The sequence below is a fragment of the Quyinboa sediminis genome, from assembly GCF_042219855.1.
In the GTDB taxonomy this organism is placed as follows: domain Bacteria; phylum Bacteroidota; class Bacteroidia; order Bacteroidales; family UBA5342; genus JBHJHP01.
In genome coordinates, this window is the sequence record NZ_JBHJHP010000006.1 from 125,735 (window position 1) to 140,683 (window position 14,949).

Genomic DNA, 14,949 nt, shown 5'->3' on the forward strand with positions numbered 1-14,949 from the left:
TTTAATAACACGTTTCAATAAGACACTATGTCCTTATTAAAGATCTAATTCTGGGTGGAAATGAATGTTGAATGACACAATATTAATTGTTGTCAATCTATTGTCGGTTAATTTTATTCAGTGTAAATATAACTCATTTGCTTCATTTTTTAATTCAACATTTACTAAATTTTCCGCGGATTTGAAGAACGATATCATCAATTTCAAATCCCCGTATCTTTTTACGGTTAAAATAGTCGTGTAAATAGTCATCCAGTTCAGTATCAAAGTAATCTTCAATCACATCGCACTGGGAACAATACAGGTGATGATGATTTTCTGTCAGGCCATCATACCGCATGATATCCCGGTCTGTCTTAACTTTTTTAATCAGCTCATTTTCCACAAGCGTTTCCAGCACATTATATACTGTTCCTGTGGCAATGTTGGGGTTCCGTTTCCGAACGAATTCCGTAATTTTTTCTGCAGTGGGATGGTTCTTTAAAGTGTATACAGCCTCCAGGATATTCATCCGTTGTGGCGTAACTTTAAGCCCGGCTCCTACAAGTCTGGATTTAATTTCTTCGGCACTCACCATCATTTGAATTATATCTAAGTAAGAATGATTCCTGTTTAGAAACATCTAAATTTACGAATTGTTTTAGGGAATAGAAAACAAATCTGAATAAACAACTCCTAAAACGGATTTCGGCGCTATAAAACTTATTTCAGGTCATCACCTGATTTTCACTCAGATGTTTTCTGGATCAGTCTGTCTACGATCTGATCATTATTATACACGTCTGCTTTTAGCGTTGAACCGGAATCGCTGACATAAAAAATAACTGATAAAGGTGAATCTTCTACAAGGAACACATTCCCTTTTTGGTGAATAAGATAAAACCGGCGATCTGAAGGATCTGTCACTTGTAGTTTTTTATTGTGCAGTTCAATTTTCAGGAATTCATGACTGTTGGTTTCATAATTGCCTGTCAGCCTGTGTAAATCGATTACCGGAGTATTTTTCCATTTTGTATTTAACGAAGGCAGTATGTAGTGGCTAAGTATTTCATCCTGGCGTTGAGGTCTTAGCATAAAGTTGCCTCCTGTCATTACAAATACTGCATTGACATCAGGTATCAGCATGATGATCTGTTCTCCATGACCAAGGGCAAATATAGTCCGGAATATTCTTCCATTAACAGTATAGTTTCTCATCCACCAGGTATAACCGTAATCCAGTGAGCCTGCATTGGCATGTTGTGCAGTTGAAACTCTGACCCATTCCGGTGAAATAATCTGCTGATCGTTCCATTTGCCGTTATTAAGGTATAACATACCGAACTTCATCATCGCCCTTGGTGAAAGTTTCAGGGCATCAAGAAAGTTATAATTCCCGTTTTCAATTGTCTTCCACTCATATTCATCGGTTCCCAGCGGACCAAATAAATATGTTTCAGCAAAACTATCAAGCGACATACCGGAAGTTTTTTCTATGATTCCCTGGTGTAAAAAGTTAAAACGGTTATTGTACAAAAACGTTTTCCCTGGTTCGCTGATCAGCTTTTTATTCAGAACATAGTTGATGTAATCCTGTGAAAGGTAGATTTCAGAATCATCACTTGGTCCATCTTCATTATAGGGCTTCCACTCCAAACCGGATGTCATGCTTAAGAGATGTTTGATTCTTACAGGATAGTTTTCCCTGATCCATTTGGTACTGTCCCTGTCAGAAAAGTATGTTGCGACAAAGTCGTCCGCACTTTGAATAAAACCTTTATCTATGGCAATGCCAACCAAGGCCGATTGAATGGTCTTAATCACCGATTCCACCTTATGCACATCACCCCGATTATAGTTGTGAAAATACTCCTCAAAAACCAGTTTGTTATCTTTTACAAGCAGAAGACTGTGAACAGTTGCCATTTTACCTCTTAGGATATCCTTTACAAGCTGAACCAGATAGCTGGAATCAATACCTGCCCCGGCCAGGTCACCCGTTACAATGCCATCCTCTGCCTGAACCGGTTGATGAATGGCGTAAGAAAAGTCGCGGTCTCCGTTTGCTTTTAAGCGTGGTATCTTATAATAGGTAAGTGCTTCTGGCGTAGTACGTTTTATGATAAACGGAGATGAATAGGCCGTTCCGGCAAACCGTATGCCTTTAATGATATTTTTATCGGGATTCAGTTTCCCGTCATATTTGTAGATTCCGCTTACAGTTTCATAATGCAGACTGTCATTTTGAAACCAGACATGTTCTCCCGGAACATGTAATAAGCCATCTTCCGGTTCATCGATGGTTAGTTTTAATTTTCCATTTTCAGCATTAAAATACAATATTTGATTAGGAAAATTAACAGAATCTGTAAATGTAGCTTCCCAATATCCTGTTATGGGCTTGTATTTGTTTTGGCAGGCAGAAAGGAACAGCAGCAATAGCAATATGACGATGTGAGGTTTCATAATTTAATACTTGAGAGTCATTAAATATAGCTAATTAATTCATTTAATAAAAGATAGTTAGATTAAATGTTTAAACGTTCCTTTAAAATACGAACAGAATAGTAACTGTTAATGCATCAAAAGTATCTGCAGTTTGAATCCTGAATCAGGAGAGGATGTTAAACCCCCTGGTGTAATTGCATTTAATGCTGAAAGTTTGTTGTTCTGTTTTCTGTGTCGAACATATCACATAAAAACCTATATTTACTCTGTTTTATCAATCCCGGGACTGCAAAATTGAAGAAGATCGATTACGTTTTTCTAAGTTATCTGGCCGTAAGCACTTTGTTTATAGTCTTTGCAAAGGATCAATCCTTGCAGGTTTGTCCATTGGTTTTAGTTCGTTTGCTTTTGCTTCCCCTGGTTTTTCTGCTGATTTACATTGGCAATAAGAGCATTCATCCTGTTGTCCGGTTGATAAGGGATGCTTATCCCTTAATGGTGAGCGGTTATTTTTACTCCGAAACAGTGCATTATAACACGCTGATATTTAACAATATTGATCCATTGCTTATTCATCTGGATGAGAAGCTTTTTGGTCTGCAGCCCAGTCTGGTTTTTTCAGAGGTCTTATCAGGAAAACTGTTCAGTGAACTGATGTACTTCGGGTATTTCAGCTTTTATCTGCTCATCGCCGGTTTCATAGTCTATTTATTTTTTAGAAAGAGGAATGAATCTGAACGTCCCGTTTTTGAGCTTACGTTTGGCATGTATGCTTTCTACTTCCTGTTTTGCATCATACCAGCCCAGGGGCCGCAGTTTTACTTTTCGTATCCTCAGAATGCAGTACCTGAAGGCTTATTATTTGCTTCACTGGTGCATTTTATTCAGCGCATAGCCGAGCAACCTACAGGCGCTTTTCCAAGTTCACATGTGGGTATCTCATTTATTATACTCATCCTTTCAAAAAGGTATATCCCTCGGTTTTTTCATCTTATTTGGCCTGTTGTTCTCATTCTTATCCTGTCAACCGTTTATATAAAAGCCCATTATGCGGTTGATGTGTTTGGAGGTCTGATTATGGCACCTTTACTCTTAATTGTATCCGGATGGCTCTACAAAAAGCCGGATAGGCGGAATTTGGAAGTATCAACTTAATTTAAACGTGCATGGTTACTATCAGGAAAGTTCAAAGCAAAAGCGATTTAAAGACTTTTATTCATTTACCGTATAAGCTTCACAGGCATCATAGGGAATGGCTCCCACCATTGATTTCTGATGAATGGAAGGTATTTGACAGAAAGAAGAATCATGCCTTCGATCATTGCAAAACCATCATGTTTCTGGCAGAAAAAGACGGTAGGGTCGAGGGTCGTATTATGGGAATTATTAACCAGGTGTACAATACCGGTCATAATGAGAATAATGCACGTTTCAGTTTTATTGAATGTACAGAGGATGATGAAGTGTTTGCTGCTTTAATTCAGGCTGTAGAGGACTGGGCCAGAGAAAACGGGACCACAAAGTTAGTGGGACCACTCGGATTTTCGGATAAAGATCCTCAGGGTTTTCTGATTGAGGGTTTCGATGACCCGATTTCTGTAATGGTGACCAATCACAGCTATGCATACATGGTTGATTTTACAGAGCAGAACGGTTATACCAAGAAACTGGACCTGTTTCAGTATAGAAGTGTTATACCCGAGATTATTCCGGATGTATACTACCGTATTGCCGACAGGGTTAAAAACAGGGGGTTCAGGGTGATGAAATTCAACAGCTCCAAAGCCATCAGACCTTATGTACAGCCGGTTTTCGATCTTATCAATGAAACATATACCGATATATACGGTTTTGCTCCACTGGATGAACAGGAGGCCCGTGAGTTTTCAGAACGTTTCCTTCCCTTGTTAAATCATGAGTACATCAAGATTATTGTTGATCCGGATGATAAGGTTGTCGCTTTTGTGGTGGCCATGCCGGATATCAGTAAGGGGTTTAAAAAAGCACGGGGAAGGTTATTCCCGATAGGATTTGCCTATATTTTGAGGTCATTTAAAACAACAACGCAGCTGAACCTGCTCCTGGGCTGCGTAAAAACCAGTCTGCAGAATTCAGGTATTGATGCACTTATGACAGTTGCCCTGTTTGAATCAGCCAATAAAGGCCGGCTCAAAACGCTGGACAGCCACCTGATAATGGAAGAAAATATTCGCATGCGAGCGCTCATGGAACGGCAGGATTATACCATCTATAAAAAATACAGAATTTTTGAGAAAGCCCTGAATTAGTTCAATAGGATATTTTATAAACGCCCACGTTTAATCCGCTCTCTTTAGATGAGTAAGCCTTTTCAGAAAATAAGCCAAACTGCACATTCTTTTCAATTGAAAGTTCTGAACGCGGGAAGATGAGTTTTTTATCTTCCAGATTATTTTTAACGAGGGTTTTTGTCCAGCTGCCATCCTTCTGAATTTCAACCATGAAAAAGCCTGACTTTAAGAGATCGTCCATTTTAACAACCTCAGCCTCAGGTATCTTTTCAGCTTTGGTGTTTTTTATGAAATCGTTGAAAAACAGAAGGATACGGTCTCCTTTCTCCTTAACCATCATTGAGCTGTAGACGCCGTTATCGTTAAACGACCATTGCTTCTTGGGAATAACAATGTAATTTTTAACAGTACAGCTCTTATCTGTTTTAATAATTATGGCTGATCCAAACTGAAAGAAATCATTGTGGACATAGGCGCCATATCTGGGATCATAGGTATTATATTTTTTGTAGATAACATTATCGAAAACCAGCCATCTTTCGTTACCACGATACAATACGTCAATGATTTTATACTGTTTGGGCAATCCTTTAGTATGATCAATCTTCGATTCCCTGGTATCCAGAAGATCTGCAATAATATCTAAGCTGAAGGGATTCTTCACATCGTCTGTTACCACGCCGGATTCTATGTCGATAATAATATTGAATAAACCATTGGCTTCATCTCCTCCGTATTTATTATCGATATCAGAATACATGCCCCAGCATTCAATGTTATTCTGATCCGGAGTCAGCTGATAATCGAATGTTGAATACTCCTGAATATCAGAATATACATTAACTTTTTTGAAGGTATTGTCGGCCTGACTGATGTAAAGGTCCAGTTTAACCTCGCTCATCGAACTTGGCCGCCACTCGTTGTTTTTACGTTCAGATATGGCAATTACAATCCGCCCTTTATCCGTTACCGTCATCCTGCCGGTATTGGTCCACCGGGTTTCATAATCAGTATCCAGAGAGAAATATTTTATAAGCTGACCTTCCGTGCTGTAAAGAATAAATTCTGAGGTATAGCGTTCCTCATCAAGGGTGTTCACAGGTGACATTATGGCCAGATAATTCCCGTTTTCTGACGTCACTGCTTTTATGGTAAACTGCTCAAAATTATCGATTATACTGAACGATCCTATTTGCTGCATCTTTCCGCTATTTTCTCCGGATTGCTTAATTTTTTGCAGGGCAATAAATTGTTTCATATTACCCGGATCAACCGCCGATAAGATGAGATAGTTCTCATTTTTAAGGGTCACAAGATTAACAGGGGTGAACCTTGATGAGATCTGATCCCGGGTGGAATGATTGACAACAGCGGTATTTGTTAATGTTAAGTCACTCGTATTGTATGATTCAATGCGGTATTCTTTCTTACCTGTTTTTTTCAGTAGCTGCAGGGTCCCTCTATGGTCGTCGGCTGCTGCAAGTAAATTCGTCATATTTATAAACTCCGGTTCACTGTATTTAAGCTGCACCTTTTCCTGTGCTGATAAAAAAGTAAGGAAACCGGTCAAAAGTAAAAGGCTTGTTGCGAATCTCATATCATCGTTTTTTTTGAGCTATTAAAATTAGTAAAAACCTGTGTAATATTTTAAGAAAGGCATGTTGGTTTAAGAATCTTTACCTAAATCGTAAACGTGTACAAGCGGTAAAATGCTTATCGTAATTTAGTTTCATTTTGAATTGAGAAGAGTTCGAAGATATTGTTTCAGAGCATGATAGGAATTGTTATTTTTGTTTGCCATGTTGAGCCATTTTGCTCAATAATTAATTAACTTGTAGTGTATGAGAGTACAAAGATTAGTGCTTGAAAAAGAGGCGGTGGAAAGACAGAATAACATTGACCTGTCGCTGATTGATGACCTGATTAATACATACCGCGGAAAAGCAGGAAATCTGATTCCCCTGCTGCAAAAAACACAGGATGTTTACGGCTATATACCACGCGAGGCGATGTTGAAAATCTCGGATGAAACCGGGTTGGAACTGAGCGATATGTATGGTGTGGCAACGTTTTACACACAATTCAGACTGAATCCCGTTGGAAAGCATATCATTAAAGTGTGCCACGGAACGGCATGTCATGTGCAGAATGCAGGAACTATTACCGAATCTCTGGCCGAGAGCCTGAAGGTGAAAGATGGAGAAACAACTCCGGATGGTTTATTTACACTGGAATCGGTAGCTTGTCTCGGATGTTGTTCACTCGCCCCGGTAATGATGGTCGGTGATGAAACCTATGGGAAACTGACCGGAAAACAAGCCGTTAGGATCATACATGAATTAAGACTGAAAGATAAATCCACAACGTAATAGCATGCAGAACACAAAAGTCATAGTAGGATTAGGCAGTTGCGGTGTTGCTGCAGGTGCGTCAAAGGTTTACACTAAGCTTCAGCAGTTAAAGGATGCTGAACATCTGGATTTTGAACTGGCCAAAACCAGCTGTGTAGGCATGTGTTATAAAGAACCACTGGTGGAGGTTATCGATGCCTCCGGGCACCATCTTTACGGTGAGATCACTGAGGATAAGGTATTGGAGCTGATCGATAAACACATCATCAATAATGAACCGGTTAAGGAGTACATTGTAAAAAGTGACTTATATAATACGGAGGAGGATTATTTTCTGAACCATCAGACCAAACTTGTTACGGCACGCTGTGGTGTTATTGATCCGGAAAATATAGAAGAATACGAAAATCATAACGGCTATAAGGCCATTAAAAAGATCCTTGATGGCGGTCAGACCTCCGAAATGGTGATTCAGGAGGTGTTGGATTCAGGAATAAGGGGACGTGGAGGAGGTGGCTTTCCTACCGGATTGAAATGGCGTTTTGCTTTGAATTATCAGTCGGAGCAAAAATACATTATCTGCAATGCCGATGAAGGTGACCCGGGTGCATTCATGGACCGGTCTATTCTTGAAGGTGACCCGCATTCCGTACTGGAGGGGATGATCATTGGTGGTTTTGCCATTAAAGCTAAATCAGGTGTCATCTATTGTCGTGCAGAGTATCCGCTGGCGATCAAACGTCTGAATATAGCTATTGAACAGGCCAGATCGAAAGGTTACCTGGGGAAAGCCATATTTGGCATTGAAGGTCTGGATTTTGATATCTATGTAAAAGAAGGAGCCGGTGCCTTTGTCTGTGGTGAGGAAACCGCACTGATAGCATCGATTGAGGGTGAACGGGGCATGCCAAGGAAACGGCCGCCGTTTCCGGCCGAAGCAGGGTTGTGGAAAAAGCCAACCAATATCAACAATGTGGAAACCTGGGCTAATATTCCGGGAATCATCCTGAATGGTGCAGGTGAATATGCCAAATACGGAACTGAGAAAAGCAAGGGAACAAAGGTATTTGCGCTCACCGGTAAGATTAATAATGGCGGACTGGTTGAGGTTCCAATGGGGATTACCATTAATGATATTATTTACAAACTGGGTGGTGGCATCCAGAACGGTAAAAAGTTCAAGGCTGTACAGCTGGGAGGACCATCCGGTGGGTGTATACCTGCCTACCTTGGCGATACCATTGTAGATTACGATTCGGTAAATAAAACCGGCGCTATCATGGGATCAGGTGGCATGGTGATCATGGATGAGACCACCTGTATGGTGGATATGGCCCGGTTTTTCCTGGATTTTACGGTGAAAGAATCCTGTGGAAAATGTACATTCTGTCGTATGGGAACCCGCCGTATGCTGGAAATTCTGACACGCATCACAGAAGGAAAGGGAGAAGAAGGTGACATCGAAAAACTGGAGGAGCTGGCGGTACAGATCAAGGAAAACTCTCTGTGTGGTTTAGGGCAGACAGCTCCAAACCCGGTACTGACCACCATTAAGTATTTTCGCGATGAATACGAAGCGCATATCGCAGAGAGAAAGTGTCCGGCATTAAATTGTAAGCAGCTGCTTACCTATACGGTGATTGATGAAAACTGTACCGGATGTACACTTTGTGCACGTAACTGTCCAACGGATGCCATAGAAGGAGAAAAGAAAGGCCTTCATTATATTATCCAGGATAAGTGTATTCAGTGCGGCATGTGTTTTTCCAAATGTAAATTCGATGCCATCAAATTATCATAATAACATGATGCAAAAATCTTGATTCTTGTGTCTTGATACTTGATTATAATAGAAAATGAAAACATTAAATATCATACTGAACGGAAAAACCGTAAAAGCTTCAGAGGGGGAAACTATTCTGGAGGTGGCCGGACGCAATGGGATATCTATTCCGACCCTGTGTCATGATCCAAGACTGAAACCCTTTTCTTCGTGCTTTGTGTGTGTGGTCGAGATTGAAGGTATGCGCAATATGCAACCGTCCTGTTCCACCCGCGTAGCAGAGGGCATGGTCATTCAGACGGAAAACGAAAAGGTGAAAAAAGCACGGAAGACGGCTCTGGATCTGCTGGTAAGTAACCATTATGCAGACTGTGAAGCACCGTGTAAGCAGACTTGCCCGGCCGGGGTGGATGTTCAGGGTTATATCTCGCTGATAGAAAAAGGAAAATACAATGAGGCCGTAGAACTGATCAAGGAGGTGAATCCGCTGCCTGCCATCTGTGGACGTGTATGTGTGCGGCCCTGTGAGGTAGCATGCCGCAGAAACCTGCTGGATGAAGGGGCTCCTGTCGGGATTGATTATCTGAAGCGTTTTGCATCTGATATGGATCTGCAGTCCCTTACCCGTTATGTAGGCGATGTGGCTGAACCAACAGGCAAAAAAGTGGCTATTATTGGTGCCGGTCCTGGCGGGTTATCTGCTGCCTGGTTCCTGCAGAGAAAAGGACATCAGTGTGATATTTATGAAGCGGCGCCTCAGTCCGGCGGTTGGTTACGCTATGGTATTCCGGAGTATCGTCTGCCTAATGATATTCTGGATAAGGAAGTGGCAGCCATTACGGAACTGGGCGCAAAGATTTCATATAATCAGAAGCTTGGAGATAACCTGAGTTATGGAACGTTGAAAGAAAAATACGATTCTGTCGTACTGACCATAGGATCGCAAAAAGGAACGCTGATTGGATGCGAAGGCGACGATGCCGGAAATGTATACCCGGGAATCGATTTTCTGAAGAATATGGAAGTCACCGGACAAAGGTATAATTTTAAAGGTAAAACGGTTGCTGTGGTTGGCGGTGGAAATACAGCGATGGACTGCTGTCGTACATCCATGCGCTGTAGTGCCGATAAGGTTTATGTCGTTTACCGGAGAACAGAAAAAGAGATGCCGGCTAACCCGATTGAGATTCATGAGTCCAAACTGGAAGGTGTGGAATATCTGTTCCTGACCAATCCGAAAAAGGTTAATAAAGATGCTGACGGCAATGTGAAATCCATGACGCTTTTAAGGATGGAACTGGGTGAACCGGATGCTTCAGGTCGTCGCAGACCTGTTCCGGTTGAAGGATCAGATTTTGACCTGGAGGTGGATTATATCCTAGCTGCCATCGGACAGAAAACGCAGGTAGATTTCATCGAAAACATCAATGAATTTGCTACAGTAGGGGAGCTGGAAGTTAATCGCTGGGGTGATATTGTGGCTGACAAAGAAACATTGCAAACCGGTATCCCTTCGGTATTTGCGGCGGGCGACGGTGTAACAGGACCGGCAACCATCATTGAAGCTATTGCCCAGGCTAAGGTGGCATCACGCAGTTGCCATCAATTTCTGACCGGGCAAAGCATCGAGCCGGAACCATTTGAGTTCATCAGTAAAAAGGACAACTTTAAACCACAGGTTAAAGAAGAATATATAGGAAAATTTGCGAATCAGACGCGTGAAGAAATGCCGGTGCTTGATCCCACAGACCGGCTGAATTTTAATGAAGTTGAGCTGGGATATGATGGGGAAGCTGTGGCTAAGCATGAGACCAACCGCTGTCTGGAGTGTGGTTGTACCGAATATTTTACCTGTGATCTTAAAAAATACAGTACACAATACGGTGCCGATCAAAACCGCTTTCATGGCGACTATGCCGAGTACAGGGTGGACTTCTCTCATCCATATATTGAGATAGACAACAACAAATGTATTTTGTGTGCACGTTGTGTGCGCATTTGTGATGAAGTTGTCGGAGCCAAAGCGCTTGGATTGGTTGAGAGAGGATTTAAAACATTTGTTGCACCGAGTTTGGGCGAAAGCCTGACGGAAACCACCTGCGAATCGTGTGGCATGTGCATCTCCACCTGTCCCACAGGGGCCATCACAGAAAATGTAACCTTTAAACCGGGACCTGTAAAACTGAATCGTTCCGAATCGGTTTGTAACTACTGCGGTGTGGGATGCAGGCTTTCGGTTTTAGATAAAGGAGGATTTGTATGGAAAACAGAAGGGGCTGAAGGCCCTGTAAATCAGGATGGTAATATTTGTAAGTATCCACGATTCGGTTATACGTTTTATAATACCAAAGAAAGAATCACCAAACCCTTACGTAAAGAAAATGGATCTTTCAAAGAGATCACATTTGATGAAGCATACCGGATCGTTGCAGAAAAGATAAAAGCAGGTATTCCGGATCAGACCAATGCATTCTATGCCGGAGCGCGGATGACCAACGAAGAACAATACCTGGTTCAGAAACTGGCCAGAGCAGGAGCCGCAACCAATCAAATCAACAGCTTTTATTATCTGGGTGGAGGTGAAGGATATGGCCGGAATTTTAAAGCCAATGTCCCTTACGAACAGATAAAACATGCCTCGTCCATTTATGTGCTTGGATCTGAATTAAATAATGACCATGCAGTTGTGGGATTCATGGTGCAGAATGCCCGTGCCTCGCTGGAAGTCCCTGTAACATTCATTACAACGAATGAAAAACACAGCATGAAAGCAAAAGTGGATCATGAGCTTAAAGTTGATTCATATTACTGGTTTGTAAAAGCGGTAAACCATTATATGTTAGCAGCCGGTTTACACAATGCGTTTTACCTAAATGATAATACCGATGGATTTGAAGCCTACAAATCTGCGTTGTTAAAAGAGGATTTCGATTCAATACTTAAAAAGGCAGGCGTTGCTGCTGCTACGGTTGAAGCTTTTGCAAAATCCTATAACGATGAGATGAATGCTGTGCTAATTTTTTCAGAGAAACAGGTATCATCCAATCTTAGTTGCGAAGTATACAACATGGCACTTATTACCGGTAAGCTAGGGAAATCGGCAAGCGGACTGGTGGCATTGAAGGAGAAAAACAATGCCCAGGGCTTGTTCGATATGGGAGTGTGCAGCAATACAGGAGTGGGCGGGGTGTCCATTAATGATGAAACACTGAGAACAAAAATGACATCAACGTGGGGACTGGATCAGCTTCCTGACAAAAGCGAATCAACACATTTATCATTGCTGAACCAGAATGCATTTCGCAACTTCTTTATTTTTGGAGAAGACCCGGTTGGTTGTGCAACTGATAAAATGAAAGTGGAAAGCTGGTTTAAGCAGGCGGACTTCATCCTGGTTCAGGATTATTTTATGACAGAGACAGCGCAAAAAGCAGATCTTATCCTCCCGGCTTCAGCACCTTTGGAAACATCAGGCAGCTTTACAAACAGTGCCAGAATTATTCAGCAGTTTGAAAAGGTTATCAATAAGGAAGGATGTGTTGAAAATTACGCTCAGATTAACGGAATGCTGAGTGCTCTGGAAATTAAAAGTCCGGAGACTCTGGATGCCATCCGTATGGAACTTTTTGCACTGCTCCCTGCTCCCGATTCATCAGAATTGCATAAATTTACACACACGCAGGACGATAATTTTAACCGTTTGTTTGAACATGGTTGTGATGCACTGGTTAAACGTTTTGACGATGAGTTTCAGAACAACCTGAATTAAAAGATTTAAGATGAAAACATTTAATACCATAGATGAAATTCTTGATTTTGCCATGGAAGAAGAGCAGAAGGCCGTAGAGTTTTATGCAGATTTGGCTTCACAGGCAAAAACGAAGGATATGAAAGCTGTATTTGAAGAATTTGCCAAGGAGGAGGTAACGCATAAGGTGCGTTTGCTGAAAATCAGGGAAGAAGGGATTAAACATTACGAGAAAGCTGATATTACAGATTTAAAGATCAGCGATTATGTGGCGCGTGTTAAGGTGGAACCGGACATGAGTTATGAACAGGCACTTGTGGTGGCTATGAACAAAGAAAAAGCAGCTTTTCGCTTATATATGGCATTGGCGGATAAAGCACCTACAGATGAACTGAGAGAAGTATTTCTCGATCTGGCCCAGGAGGAAAGCAAGCATAAACTTCGCTTCGAAATTGAATACGACGACCTGGTGTACCGCGAAAATTAAGATTTAAAGAAATATCAGGATACAGGCTGGCGCAGATTTATAATTTGCGCCTTTTTTTGTTTTTTGTCCCAAGGTTAGGTGCAGGCTCCTGCCTGCGTCATTATTTATAAAAAGATCAAACTTGCGGACTTTATTAACATTGCTTTTTTGGAAAATTTTTTTGTGCCCCAATAACCTATATAATACAGCACACTTATTAGTATGAAAATGCCACTTTTAGTATAAATTTACCAGTATCATTTCTCCATCTTACCCAGCCATTTTTATCTTCCCCAAAATTTTTGTTTGTAAAGCTATCATCATCTAAAATAAGCTTCACCCAGTCGCCCTGAACAGCCGTTGCGACATAATCTACTTTTTGAAAATCCTCGACAATATTTGAATTTGCACAAGGCTTCTCATGCACTGGGTTATCTAATGTTGGAATGGGGAATGATTCTTGTAAATATTTATTAAAATCTTTATACTCAATATACATATTATCGACTACCCAAGGGGAAAAACATACTTTATTGTCAATATACACTTTTAATATATTATTTGCTTTTAAGCATTTTAATACAAAAATATTATACTCAACATCTACATAAGTAATATTTATTAATTTTCTATATTGATTCTCATCATCAGTTAAACTAAACCATTGATTATCATACCTTAATGCATCGCCTTTAATAAAAAGTACTGTATCTTTGTTAATATCCGTATAATTAATTTCAATATTATCTTGTGCAATTCCATATGGGTATAAAAATAAAAATCCATTGTATGATTTACCATTATCATCAATGCACTGCACTTGTTGAGAATAACTATAGTTAGATATGACTATCATGATAATTAAAAAAGTATTAATCCTTTTCATAATGGTGAATTTAATGGTACAGAATTATTAGATCTTGGCAGTAATTTATTAGGAACAGATATCTTTGGTTAATAATCATGTTCATGATTATGATAGATTTTTATATGTTTAGTTCATATACTAGCATCGATTACATATCTGCACCTTTTGTTTTCTGCCTGATGATTAAAAAAGTTATGACCTAATCTTGTTCCATTCATCCAGGCGTTCACTGATCCATGCTGTCACTCTTTCATGATCCTCTTTCCCGGTTCCGCTTACAGCAAATGGTTTTCCTATTTCGATAAAAACTGTCTTTTTACGATTTAGCTTACCAAACTCCTTGATCAGTTTCCCGTTTCCCCAGAAATCGGATTTTATAGCCATAGGCACAACTTTTACTTTCGCTTTTTGAGCCAGCTTGATGCCCATGCTGTTAAACTCTTTCGGGTTAAAGCTAACGGTACGTGTGCTTTGCGGAAAAATAATAATGGATGTCCCTTCCTTCAGCTTCGCCTGCCCTTGTTGCATAACTACCAGTAGGTCTTCACGTACATTCTCCCGTTTAACGGCTATAGGATCTCTTGAACGCATTACCGGACCGAATAAAGGAGCAGTCATCAGACTTTCCTTCACCACAAATGTAACGGGCATCTCCGGTGCAATAATGCCGGGGTAGACCATGGTTTCCAGTGTGCTCATGTGATTACTTACAAATACTACCGGCCCTTCGAGTTTATGCAGGTTATCAAGACCGGTTATATTGTACTTTGCACCACAATCTTCTGTGAGGTTCCTGATATCTATACTCGACTGCGCCCAGGCTTCCCGGTCGTATGTTCCTGCCAAAGCTTTTTTGGCATTAACGTTAATAATTCGAATATACCGGAGCACAAAATAAAGGCGCGTTCCCAAAACCAGTTTGTCCCAGAATTTGCGTTTTTTTGTTTCAGGTGTCTCGTAAACTTTACCGGGGAAGTAAGTCCATCTTTTATAATCAGATTCCACTTTTCAGGATTTTTTTACAAAGATAAACGGA

11 protein-coding genes are annotated in these 14,949 nt (G+C 40.8%); 6 read left to right on the forward strand and 5 right to left on the reverse strand.

The genetic code is table 11. The features are described 5' to 3' along the window. Positions 1 to 154: 154 nt before the first annotated feature. Positions 155 to 580 carry a Fur family transcriptional regulator gene (locus tag ACE1EF_RS14925; RefSeq protein WP_375721479.1) on the reverse strand — a complete coding sequence of 142 codons (426 nt, stop codon included), beginning with the start codon at positions 578 to 580 and terminating at the stop codon, positions 155 to 157. 146 nt (positions 581 to 726) lie between these two features. Further along, the gene (locus ACE1EF_RS14930; protein ID WP_375721480.1) at positions 727 to 2,445 is read right to left on the reverse strand and encodes a serine hydrolase domain-containing protein; all 1,719 of its coding nucleotides are present in this window, start codon (positions 2,443 to 2,445) and stop codon (positions 727 to 729) included. A 276-nt stretch (positions 2,446 to 2,721) separates the two neighbouring features. Here ACE1EF_RS14930 and ACE1EF_RS14935 point away from each other — a divergent pair, with 276 nt between their 5' ends. Both ACE1EF_RS14935 and ACE1EF_RS14940 read left to right on the forward strand, forming a co-directional pair. Continuing rightward, positions 2,722 to 3,582 carry a phosphatase PAP2 family protein gene (locus ACE1EF_RS14935; RefSeq protein WP_375721481.1) on the forward strand — a complete coding sequence of 287 codons (861 nt, stop codon included), beginning with the start codon at positions 2,722 to 2,724 and terminating at the stop codon, positions 3,580 to 3,582. Between the two features lie 11 nt (positions 3,583 to 3,593). Further along, a complete protein-coding gene (locus ACE1EF_RS14940; protein ID WP_375721482.1) occupies positions 3,594 to 4,715 on the forward strand; it encodes a hypothetical protein in 1,122 nt (373 codons plus the stop codon). 1 nt (position 4,716) lies between these two features. Here ACE1EF_RS14940 and ACE1EF_RS14945 read toward each other — a convergent pair whose 3' ends face one another. Next, entirely contained in the window at positions 4,717 to 6,294 is a 1,578-nt protein-coding gene (locus ACE1EF_RS14945) for a hypothetical protein (RefSeq protein WP_375721483.1), read from the reverse strand. 244 nt (positions 6,295 to 6,538) lie between these two features. Here ACE1EF_RS14945 and nuoE point away from each other — a divergent pair, with 244 nt between their 5' ends. The 4 genes from nuoE to ACE1EF_RS14965 are packed head-to-tail and all read left to right on the forward strand — an operon-like array spanning position 6,539 to position 13,066. Next, complete coding sequence (gene nuoE / locus ACE1EF_RS14950; protein WP_375721484.1) at positions 6,539 to 7,066, forward strand: NADH-quinone oxidoreductase subunit NuoE; 528 nt, start codon at positions 6,539 to 6,541, stop codon at positions 7,064 to 7,066. A gap of 4 nt (positions 7,067 to 7,070) precedes the next feature. Then, positions 7,071 to 8,849: an NADH-ubiquinone oxidoreductase-F iron-sulfur binding region domain-containing protein gene (locus ACE1EF_RS14955; protein ID WP_375721485.1), complete on the forward strand. Its 1,779-nt coding sequence runs from the start codon at positions 7,071 to 7,073 to the stop codon at positions 8,847 to 8,849. A 55-nt stretch (positions 8,850 to 8,904) separates the two neighbouring features. Further along, positions 8,905 to 12,600: an FAD-dependent oxidoreductase gene (locus ACE1EF_RS14960; RefSeq protein WP_375721486.1), complete on the forward strand. Its 3,696-nt coding sequence runs from the start codon at positions 8,905 to 8,907 to the stop codon at positions 12,598 to 12,600. Positions 12,601 to 12,610: 10 nt separating this feature from the next. Then, a complete protein-coding gene (locus tag ACE1EF_RS14965) occupies positions 12,611 to 13,066 on the forward strand; it encodes a ferritin-like domain-containing protein (RefSeq protein ID WP_375721487.1) in 456 nt (151 codons plus the stop codon). 196 nt (positions 13,067 to 13,262) lie between these two features. On the opposite strand, the gene ACE1EF_RS14970 is transcribed toward ACE1EF_RS14965, so the two are convergent. Next, positions 13,263 to 13,931: a hypothetical protein gene (locus ACE1EF_RS14970; protein ID WP_375721488.1), complete on the reverse strand. Its 669-nt coding sequence runs from the start codon at positions 13,929 to 13,931 to the stop codon at positions 13,263 to 13,265. 174 nt (positions 13,932 to 14,105) lie between these two features. Then, entirely contained in the window at positions 14,106 to 14,918 is an 813-nt protein-coding gene (locus tag ACE1EF_RS14975; protein ID WP_375721489.1) for a lysophospholipid acyltransferase family protein, read from the reverse strand. Positions 14,919 to 14,949: the final 31 nt, after the last annotated feature.